At 72.8% G+C, this 19,573-nt stretch carries 21 protein-coding genes; 7 read left to right on the plus strand and 14 right to left on the minus strand.

Translation table 11 applies throughout. The features are described from left to right. Positions 1 to 32: 32 nt before the first annotated feature. The 3 genes from dapA to dapB are packed head-to-tail and all read right to left on the minus strand — an operon-like array spanning position 33 to position 2,375. Complete coding sequence (gene dapA, locus KKR01S_RS02555) at positions 33 to 962, minus strand: 4-hydroxy-tetrahydrodipicolinate synthase (protein ID WP_058731837.1); 930 nt, start codon at positions 960 to 962, stop codon at positions 33 to 35. Between the two features lie 23 nt (positions 963 to 985). After that, a complete protein-coding gene (locus tag KKR01S_RS02560; protein ID WP_061225236.1) occupies positions 986 to 1,600 on the minus strand; it encodes a tetratricopeptide repeat protein in 615 nt (204 codons plus the stop codon). Positions 1,601 to 1,619: 19 nt separating this feature from the next. Further along, entirely contained in the window at positions 1,620 to 2,375 is a 756-nt protein-coding gene (gene dapB, locus KKR01S_RS02565; RefSeq protein WP_061225237.1) for a 4-hydroxy-tetrahydrodipicolinate reductase, read from the minus strand. 180 nt (positions 2,376 to 2,555) lie between these two features. Between dapB and KKR01S_RS02570 the strand changes: the two genes are divergently transcribed. Then, positions 2,556 to 4,514, plus strand: coding sequence for an acyltransferase family protein (locus KKR01S_RS02570; protein WP_058731619.1), 1,959 nt, complete (start codon positions 2,556 to 2,558; stop codon positions 4,512 to 4,514). Here KKR01S_RS02570 and KKR01S_RS02575 read toward each other — a convergent pair. The 3 genes from KKR01S_RS02575 to rpsO all read right to left on the minus strand — a co-directional run bounded on the left by KKR01S_RS02575 (position 4,511) and on the right by rpsO (position 8,772). Further along, on the minus strand, positions 4,511 to 5,857 hold the full coding sequence (locus KKR01S_RS02575) for a M16 family metallopeptidase (protein ID WP_061225238.1): 1,347 nt from the start codon (positions 5,855 to 5,857) through the stop codon (positions 4,511 to 4,513). The genes KKR01S_RS02570 and KKR01S_RS02575 overlap by 4 nt on opposite strands. A gap of 119 nt (positions 5,858 to 5,976) precedes the next feature. Further along, on the minus strand, positions 5,977 to 8,205 hold the full coding sequence (locus KKR01S_RS02580) for a polyribonucleotide nucleotidyltransferase (RefSeq protein WP_061225239.1): 2,229 nt from the start codon (positions 8,203 to 8,205) through the stop codon (positions 5,977 to 5,979). 297 nt (positions 8,206 to 8,502) lie between these two features. Further along, positions 8,503 to 8,772: a 30S ribosomal protein S15 gene (rpsO, locus tag KKR01S_RS02585; RefSeq protein ID WP_058730223.1), complete on the minus strand. Its 270-nt coding sequence runs from the start codon at positions 8,770 to 8,772 to the stop codon at positions 8,503 to 8,505. Between the two features lie 287 nt (positions 8,773 to 9,059). On the opposite strand from rpsO, the gene KKR01S_RS02590 reads away from it, so the two are divergent. Beyond that, positions 9,060 to 9,650, plus strand: coding sequence for a DNA-3-methyladenine glycosylase (locus tag KKR01S_RS02590; RefSeq protein WP_081101516.1), 591 nt, complete (start codon positions 9,060 to 9,062; stop codon positions 9,648 to 9,650). Between the two features lie 135 nt (positions 9,651 to 9,785). Here the strand turns inward: KKR01S_RS02590 and KKR01S_RS02595 are convergent, their stop codons facing one another. Both KKR01S_RS02595 and KKR01S_RS02600 read right to left on the minus strand, forming a co-directional pair. Next, on the minus strand, positions 9,786 to 11,000 hold the full coding sequence (locus KKR01S_RS02595) for an aminotransferase-like domain-containing protein (protein WP_061225241.1): 1,215 nt from the start codon (positions 10,998 to 11,000) through the stop codon (positions 9,786 to 9,788). A 171-nt stretch (positions 11,001 to 11,171) separates the two neighbouring features. Then, positions 11,172 to 11,552, minus strand: coding sequence for a hypothetical protein (locus tag KKR01S_RS02600; protein ID WP_224799882.1), 381 nt, complete (start codon positions 11,550 to 11,552; stop codon positions 11,172 to 11,174). A 141-nt stretch (positions 11,553 to 11,693) separates the two neighbouring features. On the opposite strand from KKR01S_RS02600, the gene KKR01S_RS02605 reads away from it, so the two are divergent. The 3 genes from KKR01S_RS02605 to KKR01S_RS02615 all read left to right on the plus strand — a co-directional run bounded on the left by KKR01S_RS02605 (position 11,694) and on the right by KKR01S_RS02615 (position 13,895). Beyond that, on the plus strand, positions 11,694 to 12,152 hold the full coding sequence (locus KKR01S_RS02605) for an S-ribosylhomocysteine lyase (protein WP_058730232.1): 459 nt from the start codon (positions 11,694 to 11,696) through the stop codon (positions 12,150 to 12,152). Then, complete coding sequence (gene mtnN / locus KKR01S_RS02610) at positions 12,149 to 12,955, plus strand: 5'-methylthioadenosine/S-adenosylhomocysteine nucleosidase (protein ID WP_242650424.1); 807 nt, start codon at positions 12,149 to 12,151, stop codon at positions 12,953 to 12,955. The genes KKR01S_RS02605 and mtnN overlap by 4 nt, the downstream gene beginning before the upstream one ends. 106 nt (positions 12,956 to 13,061) lie before the next feature. Continuing rightward, a complete protein-coding gene (locus KKR01S_RS02615) occupies positions 13,062 to 13,895 on the plus strand; it encodes an aldo/keto reductase (protein WP_058730226.1) in 834 nt (277 codons plus the stop codon). Positions 13,896 to 14,009: 114 nt separating this feature from the next. Here the strand turns inward: KKR01S_RS02615 and KKR01S_RS02620 are convergent, their stop codons facing one another. The 3 genes from KKR01S_RS02620 to KKR01S_RS02630 all read right to left on the minus strand — a co-directional run bounded on the left by KKR01S_RS02620 (position 14,010) and on the right by KKR01S_RS02630 (position 16,465). Then, positions 14,010 to 14,978 (minus strand): bifunctional riboflavin kinase/FAD synthetase, encoded by a 969-nt coding sequence (locus KKR01S_RS02620; protein ID WP_058730227.1) that lies wholly within the window; start codon positions 14,976 to 14,978, stop codon positions 14,010 to 14,012. 11 nt (positions 14,979 to 14,989) lie between these two features. Continuing rightward, positions 14,990 to 15,847: a DUF4345 domain-containing protein gene (locus KKR01S_RS02625; RefSeq protein ID WP_058730228.1), complete on the minus strand. Its 858-nt coding sequence runs from the start codon at positions 15,845 to 15,847 to the stop codon at positions 14,990 to 14,992. 144 nt (positions 15,848 to 15,991) lie between these two features. Next, positions 15,992 to 16,465, minus strand: coding sequence for a hypothetical protein (locus KKR01S_RS02630; protein ID WP_232238422.1), 474 nt, complete (start codon positions 16,463 to 16,465; stop codon positions 15,992 to 15,994). A 389-nt stretch (positions 16,466 to 16,854) separates the two neighbouring features. On the opposite strand from KKR01S_RS02630, the gene KKR01S_RS02635 reads away from it, so the two are divergent. Together KKR01S_RS02635 and KKR01S_RS10915 are read left to right on the plus strand one after the other, a co-directional pair. Beyond that, a complete protein-coding gene (locus KKR01S_RS02635; RefSeq protein WP_058730229.1) occupies positions 16,855 to 17,085 on the plus strand; it encodes a hypothetical protein in 231 nt (76 codons plus the stop codon). Then, positions 17,085 to 17,228: a hypothetical protein gene (locus KKR01S_RS10915; RefSeq protein ID WP_165590122.1), complete on the plus strand. Its 144-nt coding sequence runs from the start codon at positions 17,085 to 17,087 to the stop codon at positions 17,226 to 17,228. The genes KKR01S_RS02635 and KKR01S_RS10915 overlap by 1 nt, the downstream gene beginning before the upstream one ends. A 167-nt stretch (positions 17,229 to 17,395) precedes the next feature. Here the strand turns inward: KKR01S_RS10915 and KKR01S_RS02640 are convergent, their stop codons facing one another. The 3 genes from KKR01S_RS02640 to rbfA are packed head-to-tail and all read right to left on the minus strand — an operon-like array spanning position 17,396 to position 19,425. Continuing rightward, complete coding sequence (locus KKR01S_RS02640; protein ID WP_058730230.1) at positions 17,396 to 17,767, minus strand: hypothetical protein; 372 nt, start codon at positions 17,765 to 17,767, stop codon at positions 17,396 to 17,398. Then, positions 17,764 to 18,861 carry a tRNA pseudouridine(55) synthase TruB gene (truB, locus tag KKR01S_RS02645; protein WP_061225242.1) on the minus strand — a complete coding sequence of 366 codons (1,098 nt, stop codon included), beginning with the start codon at positions 18,859 to 18,861 and terminating at the stop codon, positions 17,764 to 17,766. The genes KKR01S_RS02640 and truB overlap by 4 nt, the downstream gene beginning before the upstream one ends. Further along, positions 18,862 to 19,425 (minus strand): 30S ribosome-binding factor RbfA, encoded by a 564-nt coding sequence (gene rbfA, locus KKR01S_RS02650; protein WP_081046357.1) that lies wholly within the window; start codon positions 19,423 to 19,425, stop codon positions 18,862 to 18,864. It lies immediately after the preceding gene. Between the last annotated feature and the right edge of the window lie 148 nt (positions 19,426 to 19,573).

Genomic DNA, 19,573 nt, shown 5'->3' on the forward strand with positions numbered 1-19,573 from the left:
CGGGTCGATGGATGGTCTGTCCGGTCTGCGCCTCAGCGCAGGGTGTCTGCGGCCGGGGAGTCGGCCAGGTCCGCGCGCATGCGGGCGACCTCCTCCTCGGTGGGGCCCACGTGCGGCAGGCGCACGGCGTCGGAGGCGAGCCGGCCCTGCCAGGCCAGGATGGTCTTGGCGGCCACGGCCCCGGGCACCCGGGTCATGGTCGCGGTGACCACGGGGTGCAGCTGTCGGTGCACGCGCTGGGCGGTGGCCAGATCCCCGGCGACGATCGCGTCGATCAGCGCGCGGAAGGCCTCCGGGACCACGTGGGTGGTGACCCCGACGAGCCCGACGGCGCCCAGCGCCATCCAGGGCAGGGTCAGCCCGTCGTCCCCGGAGTAGTACTGCAGGTCCGTGGTGGCCATGACCTCGGTGGCCGCGGCGAAGTCCGCCTTGGCGTCCTTCACGGCCACGATGTTGGGGTGCTCGGCCAGCGCCCGGTAGGTGTCCGGGGCGATGGGGATGCCGGCGCGCCCGGGGATGTCGTAGAGCATCACGGGGGTGTGCACGGCGTCGGCCACGGTGGAGAAGTGCGCCCGCAGCCCGGCCTGGGTGGGCTTGTTGTAGTAGGGGGTGACCACCAGCAGCCCGTCCACCCCGACGCCCTCGGCCAGCTCGGCCAGGTGCAGGGTGTGCGCGGTGTCGTTGGAGCCGACGCCGGCGACGACGCTGGCCCGATCCCCCACGGCCTCCTTGACGATGCGGAAGACGCGGGCGTTCTCCTCATCGGTCATGGTGGAGTACTCGCCGGTGGTCCCGCACACGACCAGGCCGTCGTTGCCGCGGTCCACCAGCTCCGCCGCGAGCGCGGCGGTGGCCTGCTCGTCCACGGAGCCGTCCGCGGCGAACGGGGTGACCATGGCCGTCAGGAGGCGGCCGAAGACGGGCTGGGGCTCGGGGGAGGACTCCACCGGTGACGCAGACATGCTCCCACGGTACCGCACCGGGGCTATCCTTCGCCGTCGGCCAGGTGGTGGGCGGGGCGTCCCCGGTCCAGGGCGACAGCGTCGCGCATGGCCCGGCGGGCGCGCTTGCGGTCCCCGGCGGCGTCGTAGGCCAGGGCCAGGCGGAACCAGGCCCTCCAGTCCTCCGGCTCCCGCTCGACCTCGGCGCGGCGGGCGGGGAAGGCGGCGTCGGCGGCCTCCCGGTCGATCCGCCCGGAGGCGGTGCGCGGCGGCTGATCGGGCAGCCCGCCCTCCCTCCCGAGGCGCTGCCCCAGACGCTGCACGCGCACCCCGAACAGCACCTCGCGCACCAGGGCCCACGCGCCGAGTGCGGGCAGCAGGATCATGCCGACGCCGAGCAGGATCCCGGGGATCCCGCCGTCCCCGCGCAGCAGCAGCACCCCGCGCTGGGCGGTGACCCCCAGGTACAGGACCAGCAGGGCGACGGTGATCGCGGCGAAGGTGCGGCCCTTGCCGGTGGAGTCCACGAGGACGAAGACCCCGCACAGGACGAGGACCACGGTGATGCCCAGGCGGGTGGCGGCGGGCAGGGGCAGCAGCCAGACGGTGCCCAGCAGCAGCAGGCAGGCCAGGGCCGTGAAGGCGCGCAGGGATCTCACGAGGGGGTGCCCGCCCGGCTCAGTCCAGGTCCAGGAAGCCGTCGAGCCCGTGGGTCAGGCCCGGAACCTCGCGGACCTTCCGGATACCCAGGAGCACCCCGGGCATGAAGGAGGCCCGGTCGAAGGAGTCGTGGCGGATCGTGAGCTGCTGGCCGGGATCCCCCAGGAGGATCTCCTCGTGGGCGACGAGTCCGCGCAGGCGCACCGCGTGCACGTGGATGCCGTCCACCACGGCCCCGCGCGCCCCGTCGGGATCGCTGGCGGTGGCGTCGGGCACGGGGCCGAGGCCTGCCTGCTCGCGGGCGGCGGCGATGGCCTCGGCGGTGTGCCGGGCGGTGCCGGAGGGCGCGTCGAGCTTATCCGGGTGGTGCAGCTCCACGACCTCGGCGGAGTCGAAGTAGCGGGCGGCGACCGCGGCGAAGCGCTCGGCCAGCACCGCCCCGATCGCGAAGTTCGGCGCCACCAGCACCCCGAGCTCGGGGTGGGCGACCAGGCGCTCGCGCAGCGCGGAGAGCTTGGCCGCATCCCACCCGGTGGTGCCGACCACCGCGTGCATGCCGTGGTCCACGGCGAAGGCGACGTTGTCCTCGGTGGCCTGCGGGACGGTGAGGTCCACGACGACCTCGGGGGCGGCCTCAATCAGCTCCTCGAGGGAGTCCCCCGAGCCGAGGGCGGCTACCAGCTGCAGGTCCGGGGCCTGCTCGATGACGGTGACGGCCTGGGAGCCCATGCGTCCGGCCGCGCCCAGCACGGCCACGGTGATTCGCTCAGTCATGTCCGCCAGCCTATCGTGCCGCCGCGCCCCCGCAGCGGGCGCGGGCCGGGCTCGGCGCTGCAGCGCTTCCGTCAGGGGCCGGCGCGTCACGGTGGCGCGGCTGCCCGCGCGGGGCGGACCCGGCGACTACGATGGTCACGATCGCTTTCACCCCTCCCCCAGTCAGGACGTCCTTCCCCGATGCACAACCCGAACCCCTTCTCCACCCCGGTGCCGCCGCAGGCAGGAGATCCCCGGTTCGTGCTGCGCGGCCTGGATGGCCTGCGGGCCCTGGCGGTGATCGGCGTCGTCGTGTTCCACCTGTGGCCCCAGGCGCTGCCCGGCGGGCTGATCGGGGTGGACCTGTTCTTCGTGATCTCCGGGTACCTCATCACCGCGCTGCTGCTGCGCGAGGCCGCCTACACCCGGAAGATGCATCTGCCGCAGTTCTGGATGCGCCGGCTGCGCCGGCTGGTCCCGGCGATGGTGCTGTGCGTGCTGGTGTGCTCCTGCCTGGCCTGGCTGGTGGGCGGGGACGCCGCGGTGCAGCTGCGCCGCCAGGTGCTCGGCGCCCTGACGTACACCGCCAACTGGACCAACATCGCCGCGGGCAACGGCTACTTCCGGGACACCAACCCCGAGGTGTTCACCAACTTCTGGTCCCTGGGCGTGGAGGAGCAGTTCTACCTGGCCTGGCCGGTGCTGCTGGTGCTGACCTGCCTGCTGGCGGACACCTGGCGGCGTCGGCGCCTGGTGCCCGCGGCGCTGGCCGCGGCCTCCCTGCTGGCGATGCTCGTGCTGTTCTGGGTCACCGGAAGCGCCGACCGGGTGTACTACGGCCTGGACACCCACGCCTTCGGACTGATGCTCGGGGCGTGCCTGGCCCTGCTGATCCCCTGGTCCATGTACCCGCCGAAGCCCGGCTACCGGATCCCCCGGCTGGACGCGGCCTACTCCCCCGGACGCAACGCCGCGCGGATCCTGGTGGGCTGGGCGAGCCTGGCCCTGCTGCCGGTCGCGGCGCGCCTGCTCAGTGAGGAGCACCCCGGGGTGCTGTTCCCGTGGGGCCTGCTGAGCGCGTCCCTGCTGGGGCTGGGGCTGATCCAGGCGCTGCTGCCGGATGTGCGGGGGCTGGGTGCGGAGTGGCTGCGGCGGCTGCTGAGCCTGCCGCCGCTGGTGTGGATCGGGCGGCGCTCCTACGGGCTGTACCTGTGGCACTGGCCGCTGATGGTCCTGGCCCACTACGCCGCCCCGCAGGCCTCCGCCACCGCGCGCGGGATCGTCGTGCTGGTGCTGACCACGGCGGTGGCCGCGGCCTCCTACCGCTTCCTGGAGAACCCCGTGCGCCGCCGCGGCTTCCTCGGGGCCTCCCGGGACCTGCTGGCGAATCTGGGCTTCCCGGGTCGACGCCGCTGGGCCACCGCCGCCGCCCTGGGGGCTGCGGGTCTGCTGGTGGCCGGCACCGCGGTGGCCTGCGTCCAGGCCCCCGAGCAGACCGAGGCCGAGCGGGTGGTGGCCGAGGGCGAGCAGCAGCTGAGCATCCAGCCCTCCCCCAGCGCCTCGGCCTCGCCGTCGGCGTCGGCATCGGCTTCCGCCTCAGCAGGTGGGAAGGAGGAGAAGGACGGCGCGTACCACCCGGCCCCGGGCGGGCAGGACGTAACGATGATCGGGGACTCGGTGACCCTGGCCTCCGCCCAGGCCCTGCAGGAGAAGCTGCCCGGAATCGCCATCGACGCGAAGGTCTCCCGCACCATCGACGCCGGGATCCAGCTGCTGCGCGAGGAGCAGAAGTCCGGGCAGCTGCGCCGGATCGTGGTGATCTCCCTGTCCACCAACTCCGCGATCACCCCGGATGACATCCAGCAGCTCACCGACATCGCCGAGGCCGGGCAGGTCCGCCAGATCGTGCTGGTCACCGGCCAGGCCCCGGAGAACCTCACCTGGGTGGATCAGTCCAACGACGTGGAGCGCGAGGCCGCCGCGAAGCAGCCGCGCATCGAGGTGGCGGACTGGGCGAAGGCCTCCGACGGCAAACCCGAGCTGCTGGTCTCCGACGGGGTGCACCCGCAGCCGGAGGGCCAGCGGCTCTACGCCCAGACCATCGCGGATGCGGTCAAGACGGCGCAGACGGACCTGCAGCGGGAGACCGGCGGGTCTTAGGCGCCGGAGGGCATCACCAGGGTGGTCACGGTCGGGCGCTCCGCCAGGTCCGCGGCGAGGGCCTGCACCTGCTCGGCGGTCACCGCGCGCAGCTCGTCCAGCAGCTCGTCCAGGGGCAGGAACCGGCCGGTGTCCAGTTCGGAGCGGCCCAGCCGGAACATGCGCGAGGCCACGTCCTCGCTGCCCAGCACCGTGGACCCGCCCAGCTGCCCGGCGACCTTCGCCAGCTCGGCCTCGCCGATGCCGTGCTCGGCCAGCCGCTCCAGCTCCGCGCGCATCAGGGCGCGCACCTGCTCCGCCTTGGCCGGGGCGCACCCGGCGTACAGGCCGAAGTACCCGGCGTCGGAGAAGGAGCCCGCGTAGGAGAACGTGGAGTAGGCTAGGCCCCGGCGCTCCCGGATCTCCTGGAACAGCCGGGAGGACATGCCCCCGCCCAGGGCGGCGTTGAGCACGGACATCGCGAAGCGCTGCTCATGCCCTGCGATCAGCCCGGTGGAGCCCACCAGCACGTGCGCCTGCTCGACGTCGCGGCGCACGGTCTCGGTGCCCAGCAGCGGGGATAGCGCGGCGGGGCGGCGCACCCGGCGCGCTGCCGGGAGGGCGGCGGCGTCGCTGAGGTCCCAGCCGGCCTCGGTCAGGGCCCGCTGCACCCAGCCGACGAACTCCCCGTGCTCCAGGTTCCCCGCCGCGGAGACGACCAGGCGATCCGGGGTGTAGTGGCGGCGGTAGTGCTCGGCCACGGCGTCCCGGGCCACCGCCCGGATCTCCTCCGGGGTGCCGCCGATGGGCCGGCCCAGGGGGTGCTCGCCCATGACCTGCCCGGTGAACCGCTCGAAGGCCACATCCATCGGGTCGTCCTGGTCCATGGCCAGCTCCTCCAGGATCACCCCGCGCTCCTGCTCCATCTCCCGCGGATCCAGGACGGCGGCGGCCGTCATGTCCGCGATGACCTCCGCGGCCATCGGCGCGTCCTCCCCGAGCACGTGGGCGTAGTAGCAGGTGTGCTCCTTGGCCGTCAGGGCGTTGGACTCCCCGCCCACCGCGTCGAAGGCCTGCGCGATGTCCAGGGCGGAGCGGGTGCGGGTGCCCTTGAACAGCAGGTGCTCCAGGAAGTGCGTGGAGCCGAGCATCCCGGGGCGCTCGTCCCGGGAGCCGACGCCCACCCAGTAGCCCACCGCCACGCTGCGCTGACCGGGCATCCGCTCGGTGATCACCCGGACCCCGCCGGGCAGCACGGAGCGGCGGACCTCGTTGCCGCCCTGTCCGGCCCAGACGAGGCGGCCGGTGCGGTGCGCGCGCTCCTGGGTCAGCGAGGCGGCGTCAAGGGGCAGATCGAAGGGCACGGGTGGGAATCCTCTCGGTGGTGGGGCGGGGATGGTGCGGGGTGCGGGCGTGCAACGGCCCCGGGCCGCGGCGCTGGGCTCAGCGCGCGGACCGGGGCCGGTGCCGGCGGGCGGGCGAGCTACTGCTCGTCCCCCTCCTGCTCGTCCTCATCCAGGACGACCGGGGCCAGGGAGAGCTTGCCGCGGTCGTCGACCTTGGTGATCTCCACCTGGACCTTCTGGCCCACGGAGACGACGTCCTCGACGTCGTTCACGCGCTGGCCGTCGTTGAGCTTGCGCAGCTCGGAGATGTGCAGCAGGCCGTCCTTGCCGGGGGTCAGGGACACGAAGGCGCCGAAGGTCGTGGTCTTGACCACGGTGCCCAGGTACCGCTCCCCCACCTCGGGGACCTGCGGGTTGGCGATCGCGTTGATCGCGGAGCGGGCGGCGTCGGCCGAGGGGCCGTCCACGGCGCCGATGTAGATCGTGCCGTCGTCCTCCACGGTGATGTCCGCGCCGGTGTCCTCCTGGATCTGGTTGATCATCTTGCCCTTGGGCCCGATGACCTCGCCGATCTTGGACACGGGGATGTGCACGGTGATGATGCGCGGGGCGAACTCGCTCATCTCATCCGGCTCGGAGATCGCCGCGGTCAGCACGTCCAGGATGTGCAGGCGCGCCTCGCGGGCCTGCTTCAGGGCCGCACCCAGCACGGAGGCGGGGATCCCGTCCAGCTTGGTGTCCAGCTGGATCGCGGTCACGAAGTCCTTGGTGCCGGCGACCTTGAAGTCCATGTCGCCCAGGGCGTCCTCCGCGCCGAGGATGTCGGTCAGCGCCGCGTAGCGGGTCTGGCCCTCGACCTCGTCGGAGACCAGGCCCATGGCGATGCCGGCCACCGGGGCGCGCAGCGGCACACCGGCGTTGAGCAGGGACAGGGTCGAGGCGCACACCGAGCCCATGGAGGTGGAGCCGTTGGAGCCCAGCGCCTCGGAGACCTGGCGGATCGCGTAGGGGAACTCCTCGCGGGAGGGCAGCACCGGGGTGATGGCCCGCTCCGCCAGGGCGCCGTGGCCGATCTCGCGCCGCTTCGGGGAGCCCACGCGGCCGGTCTCGCCGGTGGAGTACGGCGGGAAGTTGTAGTGGTGGATGTAGCGCTTGACCTTGACCGGGGACAGGGAGTCGATGGTCTGCTCGAGCTTGAGCATGTTCAGCGTGGTCACACCCATGATCTGGGTCTCCCCGCGCTCGAAGATCGCGGAGCCGTGCACGCGCGGCAGGACCTCGACCTCGGCGGTGAGCTGGCGGATGTCGGTCAGCCCGCGCCCGTCGATGCGGACCTGGTCGGTGAGGATGCGCTGGCGCACGATCTTCTTGGTCAGGGCGTTGAAGGCGCCGTTGACCTCATCCAGGCGCTCCTCGTACTCCTTGCCCTCACCGGCCAGCTCCTCCTGGATCCGCTGCTGCAGATCCGCGGAGGCCTGCTCGCGCTCCTGCTTGCCGGCGATCGAGTAGACCTCGCGGATCTGCTCGGTGTAGGACTCCACGGCCGCGGCGATGTCGTCGCCGTACCCGCCGAAGCGGGGCAGGTCCATCGCGGGCTTGCCGGCGCGGGAGGCCAGGTCCGCCTGGGCCTCGCACAGGGCCTTGATGAAGGGCTTGGCGGCCTCCAGGCCCTCGGCGACGATCTCCTCGGTGGGCGCCTGGGCGCCGTCCTGGATGAGGTTCCAGGACTCGTCGGTGGCCTCGGCCTCGACCATCATGATCGCGACGTCCTGGGTGCCGTCGGCCTTGGTGACGATGCGCCCGGCCACGGCCATGTCGAACACGGCGTCGGCCAGCTGGGAGTGCTTGGGGAACGCGACCCACTGGCCGTCGATCAGGGCGATGCGCACCCCGCCGACCGGGCCCTGGAAGGGCACGCCGGACAGCGTGGTGGACATGGACGCGGCGTTGATGGCCACGGTGTTGTAGATCTCGTCCGGGTCGATGCTCAGGACGGTCACGACCACCTGGACCTCGTTGCGGATGCCCTTGCCGAAGGCCGGGCGCAGCGGGCGGTCGATCAGGCGGCAGGCGAGGATCGCGTCGGTGGACGGGCGGCCCTCGCGGCGGAAGAAGGAGCCGGGGATGCGCCCGGCGGCGTACATGCGCTCCTCGACGTCCACCGTCAGCGGGAAGAAGTCGAAGCCCTCACGCGGGTGCTTGCCCACGGAGGTGGCGGAGAGCATGGTGGTGTCGTCGTCGATGGACACCAGGGTGGAGCCGGCGGCCTGCTGGGCCAGCCGGCCGGTCTCGAAGCGCACGGTGCGCTGGCCGAACCTGCCGTTGTCGATGACGGCTTCTGCGAACTGGATCTCGGGACCCTCCATGGGTCACCTTCCTTTCCTTCGATGGATGATGCTCGCGCGGGCGAGGCCCATCGTCGGGTGCGGGGGAGCTTCCAAGCCTTCGATCGAGGCCCACGGACGGTGCGCCGCCTCATCCGCGTGGATGAGGGGCGGGTGTCCGGAGGCCACTACCGAGGACTTGCGACGGCTCGCGCCCGCACCCCGATGGGGCGCGCGGTGCGCGGTTCCCGGGCCCGCGGCCCGGGGGTCGGATGCGCTCACGGGACGCGCCGTGCGGCGCGTCCCGTGAGGACTCCTGCGCCGAGAGGTCCGGGTGGACTAGCGGCGGATGCCCAGACGCTGGATGAGCGTGCGGTAGCGCTCGACGTCGATCCGACGCAGGTAGCCGAGCAGGTTGCGGCGGCGACCGACGAGGATCATCAGACCACGACGGGAGTGGTGGTCGTGCTTGTGGGACTTGAGGTGCTCGGTCAGATCGGTGATCCGACGGGTCAGGACGGCGACCTGGACCTCGGGCGAACCGGTGTCGCCCTCGTGGGTCGCGTACTCCTTGATGATCTCCTGCTTGACGGCGGGATCCAGTGACATGGGATTGCTCCTCGAGCGTTGTGCCGCGAACGTCCCGATACGGCGTGTTCGCCGCCGGGTACCCCGCCCGTCGCCGCGCGCCGGACGCACCGGCGAGGCTGGGGACGGGGCGCCTGGCAACCGCGGACTGCAGCCAGACGTCCTTTCCACCTTACCGGATGCGCGGTGCCGGGGGAAGGGGCGGCCCCGGTGCGTCGAGCCGTCATCCCCGTGGGGAATGGGCCGCGCCCGGGCCGCGTCCGTGACGGCTCGGCGTTGCGCACCTGGCGCGTGAGAGCATGGGCGCCATGATCGACTTCTCCCAGCCCGCCGACGTCGTGGCCCCGCAGCTGCTGGGCGCGGTGATCCGCCGGGGCCCGGTGGCCCTGCGTCTGACCGAGGTGGAGGCGTATCTGGGCACCGCGGATCCGGCGTCGCACGCGTACAAGGGGCCCTCCCCGCGGTGCCGCACGATGTTCGGCCCGCCCGCGCACCTGTACGTCTACGCCTCCTACGGCATCCACCGGGCCGGGAACCTGGTGTGCTCCCCGGAGGGCACCGCGGGCGGGGTGCTGATGCGCGCGGGCGAGGTCGTGGACGGCGTCGACGTCGTGCGCGCCCGCCGCGGGGAGAGGCCCGAGGACGCCGGACTGGCCCGCGGGCCCGGCAACGTCGGCGCCTGCCTGGGCCTGAGCCTGGAGGACGACGGCGCCGCGCTCTCCCTGGCCCCGGATGCCCGCTCCCCCGAGTTCGCGCTGCACGCCCCGACGCACCGGGTGGAGTGGGTGCGGGGTCGGCGCATCGGCATCACCAAGAACGCCGAGGCCCCGCTGCGCTTCTGGATCCCCGGGGACCCGACGGTCACCAGCCCCCGCACCCGCCGCACGGCCGTTTCCTGACCCCGCCCACTCCCTTCCCCGTGCGCCCCCAAACCCGCGACGAGTCATCACTGTCGACCGAAAATCGCGGATTTCCTGGTCGAAAGTGATGACTCGGCGCTGGGATCAGACGCGAGGGGGTGAGGTGAGGGCGGGTCAGCTGGGCTGCTCGGCGCGGTAGCGCTGCACCGCGCGGGCCAGGCGGGTCACGCCCTCGACGATGTCCTCCTCCGGGTTGGTCACGAAGGAGATGCGCATGGTGTTGCGGATCGAGGTGTCCACGTGGAAGGAGCTGCCCGGCACGAAGCCCACGCCCTCGGCCATCGCGTAGGGCAACAGCGCGTCGGTGTCCCAGCCCTCGGGCAGCTCGGCCCACAGGAACATCCCGCCGATCGGGTGGGTCACGTGGGTCCCCTCCGGCAGGGCCAGCGGCAGCTCCCGGACCATCGCGTCCCGGCGGGCCCGGTAGGTCTCCAGCTTCTCCGTCGGATCCATGTGGGTCTCGGGGTGGGTCAGGTAGTGCACGGCGGCCAGCTGGTCCACGGTCGAGCTATGCAGGTCGATCGCCTGCTTGGCCACGACCATCGCGTCCCGGATCCCTGCCGGCACCCGCGCCCACCCCAGCCGGATGCCGGGGGCCACGGACTTGGAGAAGGTCTGCAGCAGCGCCGTCTGCGCGGCCATGCCCTCGAAGGAGGCGATGGTCGGGATCGGCTCGCCGTCGTAGCGCAGCGCGGAGTACGGGTCGTCCTCCACCAGCATGACGCCGGTCTCCAGCAGCACGTCGGCGACGGCGCGGCGCCGGTCCTCGCTCATGGTGCGCCCGCTGGGGTTCTGGAAGCTGGGGATCAGGTACACCAGCTTCGGATCGTGCTCGGCGATCGCGGCGCGCAGGGCGGACGGGACGACGCCGTCGTCGTCGCACTCCACCGCGACGAACCGCGCCCCGGCCAGCCCGAAGGTCTGCAGCGCCGCCAGGTAGGTGGGGTCCTCCACGAGGATCACGTCCCCGGGATCGCACATGACCTGGCCCAGCAGGGTCAGGCCCTGCTGGGAGCCGGTGGTGATGATCAGGTCCCCCGGCCCCGTGGGCACGCCCTCGGCGGTCATCTTCCGGGCGATCGCCTCGCGCAGGTCCGGCTCGCCCTCCGAGGAGGAGTACTGCAGGGCCCGCTCCGGCTTCTCCAGGGCCGCGGTGTAGGCCGCGCGGATGGCCGGCAGGTCGAAGAACGCGGGATCCGGGATGCCGCCGGCGAAGGAGATGACCCCGGGGCGGCTCACCAGATCCAGCAATGCCCGGACCGGGGAGTCCTCGGTCTGGGCGAAGGCGCGGGACATGCGGGGACTGAACTCGGGATGCGGGGCGGTCATGATCCTGGAGTCCTCCTTCGAGGGCGACGGCGTGTGTGCCCTCCCACTGTAGCCCCGGCCGCAGCCGCCCATTCCCCCGGGGGATGCGCGGAGGCGGCGCCGCGCTCGCCGCCCCCCCAGGGGAGGACGGCGGCCGCGGCGCCGCCTCGGCGACGTCGAGCGGGCTGTGCCCTACTTGCCCTTCTTCGCCTGCTTCGCGGCGTGCTTGATGTTCTCGGTGACCAGCTCGAAGGAGCTCTTCTTCCGGGCCTTGCCCAGGGTCAGGGAGGCCAGGGCGACGGCGCCGGTGACGGCGTAGACGGAGGGCCAGGCGCCGATCTTCTTGGCCAGCGGGTGGGACAGGCCGAAGGCGGCGGTGTACGCGCCGGTCAGCAGCGCGGCCCGCCCGGCTCCGGCGTTGCGCTTCCAGCCGCGGAAGGCCGCCGCGCCGGCCACCGCCAGCACGGCCCCGCCCAGGGGGCGGTTGCCGGTGGCCCGGGCCACGGAGTAGCCGCCGATCAGTCCGGTGGCGGAGGTCAGGGTCGGGCCGAGGGTCTTGGTCAGAGCGGACATGGGTGTCTCCTGGGGGTCGGGCGAACGGTGCTCACCCTCCGGTATATCCCACCCGCGCCCCCTGCGGCCACCGACTGCGGCGAGCGCCACGCGCGCGAAGCGGCGGATGCGGGACAGGGCGGATGCGGGACAATGGGGAGCATGCAGAAGATGAACGTCGAATCCTTCAACCTGGACCACACCAAGGTGGCCGCCCCCTACGTGCGGATCGCGGACCGGAAGGAGCTGCCGGGAGGGGACGTGCTGATCAAGTACGACGTCCGCTTCACCCAGCCCAACCGGGACCACCTGGACATGAAGACGGTGCACTCCATCGAGCACCTGAGCGCCGAGCACATGCGCAACCACACGGACGCGCTGATCGACTTCTCCCCCATGGGCTGCCAGACCGGCTTCTACGCGCTGACCCTGGGCCTGGAGCCGGAGCGGTTCGCCCCGATCCTGGAGGCTACCTTCCGGGACATCCTGGCCGCCGACGAGGTTCCCGCGGCCAACGAGACCCAGTGCGGCTGGGGCGCGAACCACTCCCTGGCCGGGGCGCAGGAGGCCGTGCGCGGCTTCCTGGCCGCCCGGGACTCCTGGGACGAGGTCTACGCGTGAGCCAGCAGGAGCACACGCGGTCGACGGCAGCTGCCGACGTCGAACCGACGGCCCCCGCCGCCGATGCCGCGGCGCCTTCGCCGCTCGACCCGGAGACCGCGGCGGCCCTGCGCGGCGGCGCCGTCGTCCTGGTGGCGATGGATGAAGAGGAGGCGCCCTTCCTGGACCGCGGCACGGCCCTGGCCGAGCCGGTCCGGCTGGGCCACGCCCGCGCCACCGCCCTGCGCTGCGGTGCTCAGACGATTCTGCTGGTGCGCACCGGCATCGGGCTGGCCAACGCCGCGAGCGCGGCCGCCGCGGCCCTCCTGCTGGCCCGGCCCCGGGCCGTGGTCTCCGCGGGCTCGGCCGGGGGCCTGCACGCGGAGGTGGAGGTCGGCGACGTCGTGGTGGGCACCGATTACGCGTACACGGACGCGGATGCCACCGCCTTCGGCTACGTGCGCGGGCAGGTGCCCGGGATGCCGGCGAGCTACCCCGGGGACGAGGACCTGCTGGCCGCCGCCCGCGCCCTGCCCGCCCAGGAGGAGGGCGTCCGGCGCTTCGGGCCGATGCTGGCCGGCGGCTCCTTCGTGACCGCCGCGAACGTCGCCGACACCCGACAGGCCTTCCCGCGGGCGCTGAGCACGGACATGGAGACCACGGCGATCGCCCAGGTCGCCGCCGGGTACGGCGTGCCGTTCCTGTCCGTGCGCGGGATCTCGGATCTGTGCGGACCGGCCGCGGATCAGGACTTCCACCTGGCCGTGGAGATCGTCGCCGAGCGCTCCGCCCGCACCGTCCTGGCCCTGCTCGACGCCGCCTGAGCGGGCCTTGAGCCCCCGCACCACCGACCCGAGGCCTGGCGCGCCCCGCGCCCGACCACCGACCACCGCCGCCGCACCCCGCGGCGACCGGAGAGGAGAGAACACCATGAACCACCACGTCCTGCGCGACGGACACGAGATCCCCGCCATCGGCTACGGGACCTACCCCATGGACGACGCCGAGTCCGAGGCGAACGTCTCCGAGGCCATCCGGCGCGGTTACCGCCTGATCGACACGGCCGCCCAGTACAGCAACGAGGAGGGCGTGGGCCGCGGGATCCGCGCCGCCTCCCCCGACGTCGAGCGGGAGGAGCTGTTCGTGCAGACCAAGCTGGCCGGCAAGGACCACGGGTACGACAAGACCCTGGCCGCCTGCAAGGAGTCGCTGCGTCGGCTCGGCCTGGAGTACCTGGACCTGTACCTGATCCACTGGCCCAACCCGAGCGTGGACCTGTACGTGGAGTCCTGGAAGGCGATGATCGAGCTGCGCGAGCAGGGCCTGGTCCGCTCGATCGGGACCTCCAACTTCCTCCCGGAGCACCTGCAGCGCCTGGAGGAGGAGACCGGGGAGATGCCCGTGGTCAACCAGATCGAGGTGCAGGTGCAGTACCAGCAGGAGGCCCTGCGCGGCTTCCACGACGAGCACCGCATCATCACCCAGGCCTGGTCCCCGCTGGGGCGGATGAAGGCGCTGGCCGAGGACTCCGCCGTCGGGCAGATCGCCGATCAGATCGGGGCCACCCCCGCCCAGGTGGTGCTGCGCTGGCACGTGCAGAACCACATCATCCCGCTGCCCAAGAGCGCGAACCCGGAGCGGATGGAGCAGAACCTCAACGTGTTCGACTGGGAGCTGTCCGAGGAGGACATGCAGAAGCTGCACCTGGCGCACACCGGCATCGGGCTGAAGGGCTACGACCCCCGCACCCACGAGGAGTTCTGAGACACCTCCTCTCTTCCCTACTGCGCCGAGTCATCGCTTTCGACGAGAATCCGCGCGATTTTCTGTTGGAAGTGATGACTCGGCGCAGGGGGCGAGCGCGGGTAGGGGTGGGGGCTAGGGCAGGTTGAGGGCGCAGCGGGCGTCGGCCACGTCCTGGTGCATCTGCTCGATCAGGGCCTCCATGCCCCGGTAGGCCACCATGGGCCGCAGGTGCGCCACGAACTCCAGGCGCACGTGCTGCCCGTATAGGTCGAAGTCCTCCACCCGCTCCTTCGGCCGGTCCATGACGTGGGCCTCCACCTGCCGGGACACACCCTCGAAGGTCGGATTGGAGCCCACCGAGATCGCCACCGGCCAGCGGGTGCCGGCCTCATCGAACAGCCACCCGGCGTACACCCCGTCCGCCGGGACCAGCCCGTCCGAATCCGGGGCCATGTTGGCGGTGGGGAAGCCCAGCTCGCGTCCGCGGGCCGCCCCGTGCACCACCTCCCCGCTCATCCGGTGGTGCCGACCCAGCAGCCGCGCGGCCTCCTCGACGTCGCCGGCGGCCAGCAGCTCCCGGATCCAGGTGGAGGAGAAGCGACGGGATTCCTCCCCGCCCTCGCCGTCGGCGGCGAGATCCTCCACCACGACGACGTCGAAGCCGTACCGGCGGCCCAGCTCCCGCATGGTCTCCAGATCCCCGGCGTTGTCTCGGCCGAAGCGCACGTCCGCGCCGATCACCACGGCCTTCGCGCCCAGGGCATCCACGAAGGTCTCCCGGATGAAGTCCTCGGGCGTGGTCCGGGCGAACTCCAGGGAGTAGGGCAGCAGCAGCAGGGCGTCCAGCCCGGTGTCGGCCATCAGCAGCCGGCAGTCGTCCCACCCCATGATCGGGTGGTGCGGCCGGTCGGGGCGGTGCACCTGGGCCGGGTGCGGATCGAAGGTGACCGCCACCGAGCGGGCCCGCCGGGCGCGGGCCTGATCCACCACCTGCGAGAGCACGCGCACGTGCCCGCGGTGCACGCCGTCGAAGTTGCCGATGGTGACCACGCTGGGACCGAAGTCCTCGGGCACCTGCCCGAGGCTGGTGAAGCACTGCACGCCCGCGGCCCCTAGCGCTTGCCCGCGGTCTCGGAGCCCGCCGGGCGCACCCCGTGGGGGCCGGCGGCCATCTCGCGACGGATGCGGTTGGCCTTGGTGATCCACGCGTACCAGACGAGCAGGCACGGCGGGATGACCAGGTCCAGGATCATCAGCACGATCGAGGACCAGTGCGGCAGCCCGAAGAAGGCCCAGGCCAGCACGCGCCCGATCCCGCCGAGGAACACGGTGCAGCACACGAAGCTGAGGGTGTTGGCCCACTGGAACTTGATCGCGATGCCGACGAACGCCGCACCGACCCCGCACAGCACGGCGGCCAGCCCGCCGTATGCGGAGGCGATGGTGGTGCCGGGTTCGGGGTTCCCGCCCGGCAGGGAGCCGGCCCCGGCCAGGACCTGCCACACCCCGTAGGCGATGATCAGGACGCCGTACACGGCGATGGCCAGGCGGAACAGGGACCAGTCGTGCGGGCTGCCGTCCTCCTTGGAGGCCGGGGAGGACCCGGAGGGGGCGGAGCCGGCCGCGCCCCGGCGGGCCTTGACGGAGGTCTTGGCACCAGCCGGGGCCGACGCCGCGGCCGCGGACCGGCTCGACGTCGCGGCCGCGCCGTCGGCACCGCGGGACCCGGGCTGAGTCATTGCACCACCCTGTGCTGCGGTGCCGCGCTCGGCGGCGGCCTCCCGGGAGGTGGCCTGCCGGGAGGGGCTGCGCGGGGCCGAGCCGGGGGCCCGGCCGGCGCCGGCCTCCCGGGCGGAGGCCGCGGCGGCGTCGCCGCGGGTCCCCTCCCCGGACCCGGCGGTCCAGGGTTCGCGGGCGGCGGGCTCCCCCGCGGCGGAGCGGGAGGACTCGGGACGGGGCTCAGTGCTCATGATCGGTGCCTTTCTGCTGCGGGGCCGCGCTCCGCGCGGTGATGTCTCCAGGGTACGCACCGCCGGCCGCGGTGCGCGCCAGCACATGCTCGCCGGGTCGGGTCCGCGTCGGCGGAGCGACCCCGGCGGATCAGGTTAGCCGAGTCAGCCTCGGCGGGTGGAGGGCCGGTTCCGGCGCAGCCACAGCAGGCCGATCACCGGCAGCACCAGCGGGACGTAGCCGTAGCCGGAGCCGAAGTGGGACCACACCGAGGCCTTGGGGAACAGCTCCGGGGCGGCCAGGGACAGGACCCCGACGGCGAGCACACCGGCCAGCTCGATGCCCACCGTCCACACCGACACCCAGTAGGCCCGCAGCGAGGTCTTCGCCAGGGCGATGGTCGCGACCACGTAGATCGCGGCGGCCACCCCGGAGAGGATGAAGGAGACCGGGGCCTCGTCGAAGCGGAAGATCAGCTGGATCAGCGCCCGGCAGCCTGCGGCCAAGGAGAACAGGGCGTAGACCGCCACGAGCAGCCGACCGGGACCGGAGGACTTGGCGGCCGGGCCGGGCGGTGGGGACGGGGCCGTCGAGGCGGCGTCGTGCTGCCGGCCGGGCTGCTCGGGGGTGGTGCTCATGGGCGTGGGTGGCCTTTCCTTCCGGGCCCGTGGGCCCGTGCGACGTCGATGGGTGGGGCGGCGGTGCCTCGGCAGGGGTGCCGGAGTCGCGGCTGGATGCCGCGGCCTCCCGGGGTGTGGTCTCGGCGGGTCCGCCGCCGCTGCGCATCAGGCTGGTCATCCGCGGATCGAGCGACCATGGATCCGATTCCGGCGGTAGGCTGACCTCATCCACTCGGATGGCGACAGGACACCAATATGGTACGCGCTCCCCCGACCGGCAGATCCAGCGGTGCGCAGAACCTCATGCACGCCGTCATGCACGGCGCGACGACGCCGCTCCCGCCTCCGGCTGCGTGACCGGGAACCGCAGCCGCTGGAGCCCCCCCACTCCGAGAGGGACCCCCATCATGATCCTCGCCGCCACCTCCTCCCCCTATCAGTCCGGGCCCCGTGTCCTGGTGGTCCTCTGCCTCTTCGCCATCCCGTTCATCATCGGGACATCCAACCTCGTCGTGGCCATCTGGGCGCTCGCGCAGCTGAAGGGCACGCAGCGGCGCATCACCGAGCTCGAGACGCAGCAGGGCCTCGACGGGCAGCGCGCCACCGGTCGGAACGGGCAGAACGGGCAGGTGCAGTGATGCTCCTCGTCCTCCTGGTCCTCGGCCTCCCCATCCAGGTCCTCACCGCTGTCCTGATGATCAACGTCATCCTCGGCCTGCGCCGGGCCCGGACGCGCGTCTACGAGCTGGAGCTCCAGCGGCGGCCGCGTGACCGGCGCTGAGGCGGCCTGAGATCGTCTGCGCCGCAGCCCAGGGCTGGCCGACGACGCCGTCTCCGGGGACGGTCGGCTCACCGGGGCGCGTGCTGGGTGGTGCAGCCTCGCCCCGTGGACGCCCTGCTCCCGCACGGCCGCAGGCGCGGGCGCGCAGAAGCCTGGAGGCGTTGGGGTCAGTAGTAGTACCAGAGCATGTTCATCCGCTGCACCATGACCGCGATGATCGGTCCGGCCACCGCGAGCATCAGGGTGGACCAGCGGGTCCGCTCGGCCAGGGACCAGATGAAGGTGCCCGCGGGGATGATCATCGCGGTCAGCAGGTAGCCGTAGTACTCCCAGGCGTCCCCGGCGGGCCCGTCCGTGGCGATCTGCATGATGATCGAGCCGACCAGGTACACGATGAGGAACAGCTCCAGCACCAGCACCGACCCCTGGGAGAAGTCATCCGGGGCCTTGCCCCGCAGAAACTGCACGAGGCAGATCAGCCCGGAGATCCCGCCGAGGACCACGCTGATCCAGAACCACAGGTCGTATCCGGCGATCACGCGGCCCCCTCCCCCGCGGCGGCCGATGCGCCGGCGTCGGGCCCGGTTTCGGGCCCGTCGAAGCGCTGCCCGGAGGCGAAGACCAGGTGGGGCACCGCGACCTCCCGGCCGCGGCAGCGCTGGTCCTGCAGCAGGGCCACGAGGGTGCCGTCCGGGGCGAAGCCCGCGCTCAGCGCGGCGGCCGGAACGATCCCCTCCCCCGCGCCCGTGCTGACCCGCTCGGACTCCGCGGGGGCGGGCGCCTGGCCCTCGGGGCGGGTCCCGCTGGGGGTGATCCATCGCCCGTTGGAGACGTCGGTGGCTTCGGCGCCGGTGAGCCGGCGCTCGCGGAACAGCCGCCGGGCGGCCTCCTGCAGCGGCAGCAGGGGCAGCCCCTGCCCGGTCTCGCGCCGCGCGGAGAGCTCCTCCAGGGTCGCCACATCCGCCAGCCCCACCTGCCCGATGCGGGTGCGGCGCAGCGCGGTCAGGTGCCCGCCAACCCCCAGGGCCGCGCCGAGGTCCCGGGCCAGGGCCCGGATGTAGGTCCCGGAGGAGCAGGACACGCTCACGCACAGATCCAGCACCGGGACGCCGTTCGCGGCCGTGGTGCGCACGCGCTCGTGCACCGTGAACTCGTCGATCCTCACGGGTCGAGCGCGCAGCGCCACCTGCTCCCCGGAGCGCACCCGGGCGTAGGAGCGCTTCCCGTCCACCTTGATCGCAGACACCGCGGAAGGCACCTGCTCGATGTCCCCGGTCAGCCCGGCCACGGCGGCGTCCACCGCGGCGTCTCCCAGGGCCTCCACGGCCCCGGCGGGGGCGGTCGCGGTGGTCTCGCCCTCGGCGTCGTCGGTCACGGTGGAGGAACCCAGCCGGATCACGGCGTCGTAGCTCTTGGTCTCCCCGGTGATCCAGGTCAGCAGCTTGGTGGCCTGGTTGATCCCGAGGATCAACACGCCGGTGGCCATGGGGTCCAGGGTGCCGGCGTGACCCACCCGGCGGGTCCCGGCCAGGCGGCGGGTGCGCGCGACGACGTCGTGGCTGGTCAGCCCGGCGGGCTTGTCCACCACGAGCAGCCCGGAGGGGCCGGTGCTGTCTTTGCTGCCGCGTGCCACCTAGTCGGCGTCCTCCGCGGAGTCCTCATCCCGGCGGACCTGCGGAGTCCCGGAGTCCGGCTCGGCCGCGGCCTCGTCGTCGAAGTCCTCCTCGACGGGGTCGTAGCCGTCGAGGATCTGCTCGGTCTCGTCGTGCTCCTGGTCCTCGCGGTCCTTCTTGTACGGGTCCGCCTCCCCGGCGTACTGGGCGCCGATGGAGGAGGCGGCGACCTCGGCGTCGCGCTCGCGGGCGGTGCGCAGGATCTGCTCGAGGTGGCTGGCGTTCTCCGGGACCTCGTCGGGCACGAAGGTCAGGGTGGGGGTCAGCCGGGCGGTGATGTTCCTGCCGACCTCGGAGCGCAGGATGCCCTTGGCCGATTCGAGGGCGGCGCGGGTGCCGGCCTTCTCCTCGTCGGTGCCGTAGACCGTGTAGTAGACGGTGGCGTGCTGGAGGTCGTTGGTCACGCGGGCGTCGGTGACGGTCACGAAGCCCAGGCGTGGGTCCTTGACCCGTCGCTCCAGGGCGCGGGCCACGATGACCTTGATCCGGTCGGCCAGGCGGGCGGCGCGGGCGGCATCAGCCATGGGACTTCTCCTTGCACACGACGACGGCACACCGTGCGGTGCGCCCCTGTCAGTTTAGTGGATCCGCGACCCTCCCGAAGGACGACGAGCCGCCGTCGGGCGGATCCCACAGCTGGGAATCCGCGCCGACGGCGGCTCGCTCAGTGGC

Source organism: Rothia kristinae NBRC 15354, from assembly GCF_001570865.1.
Lineage (GTDB): Bacteria > Actinomycetota > Actinomycetes > Actinomycetales > Micrococcaceae > Rothia > Rothia kristinae.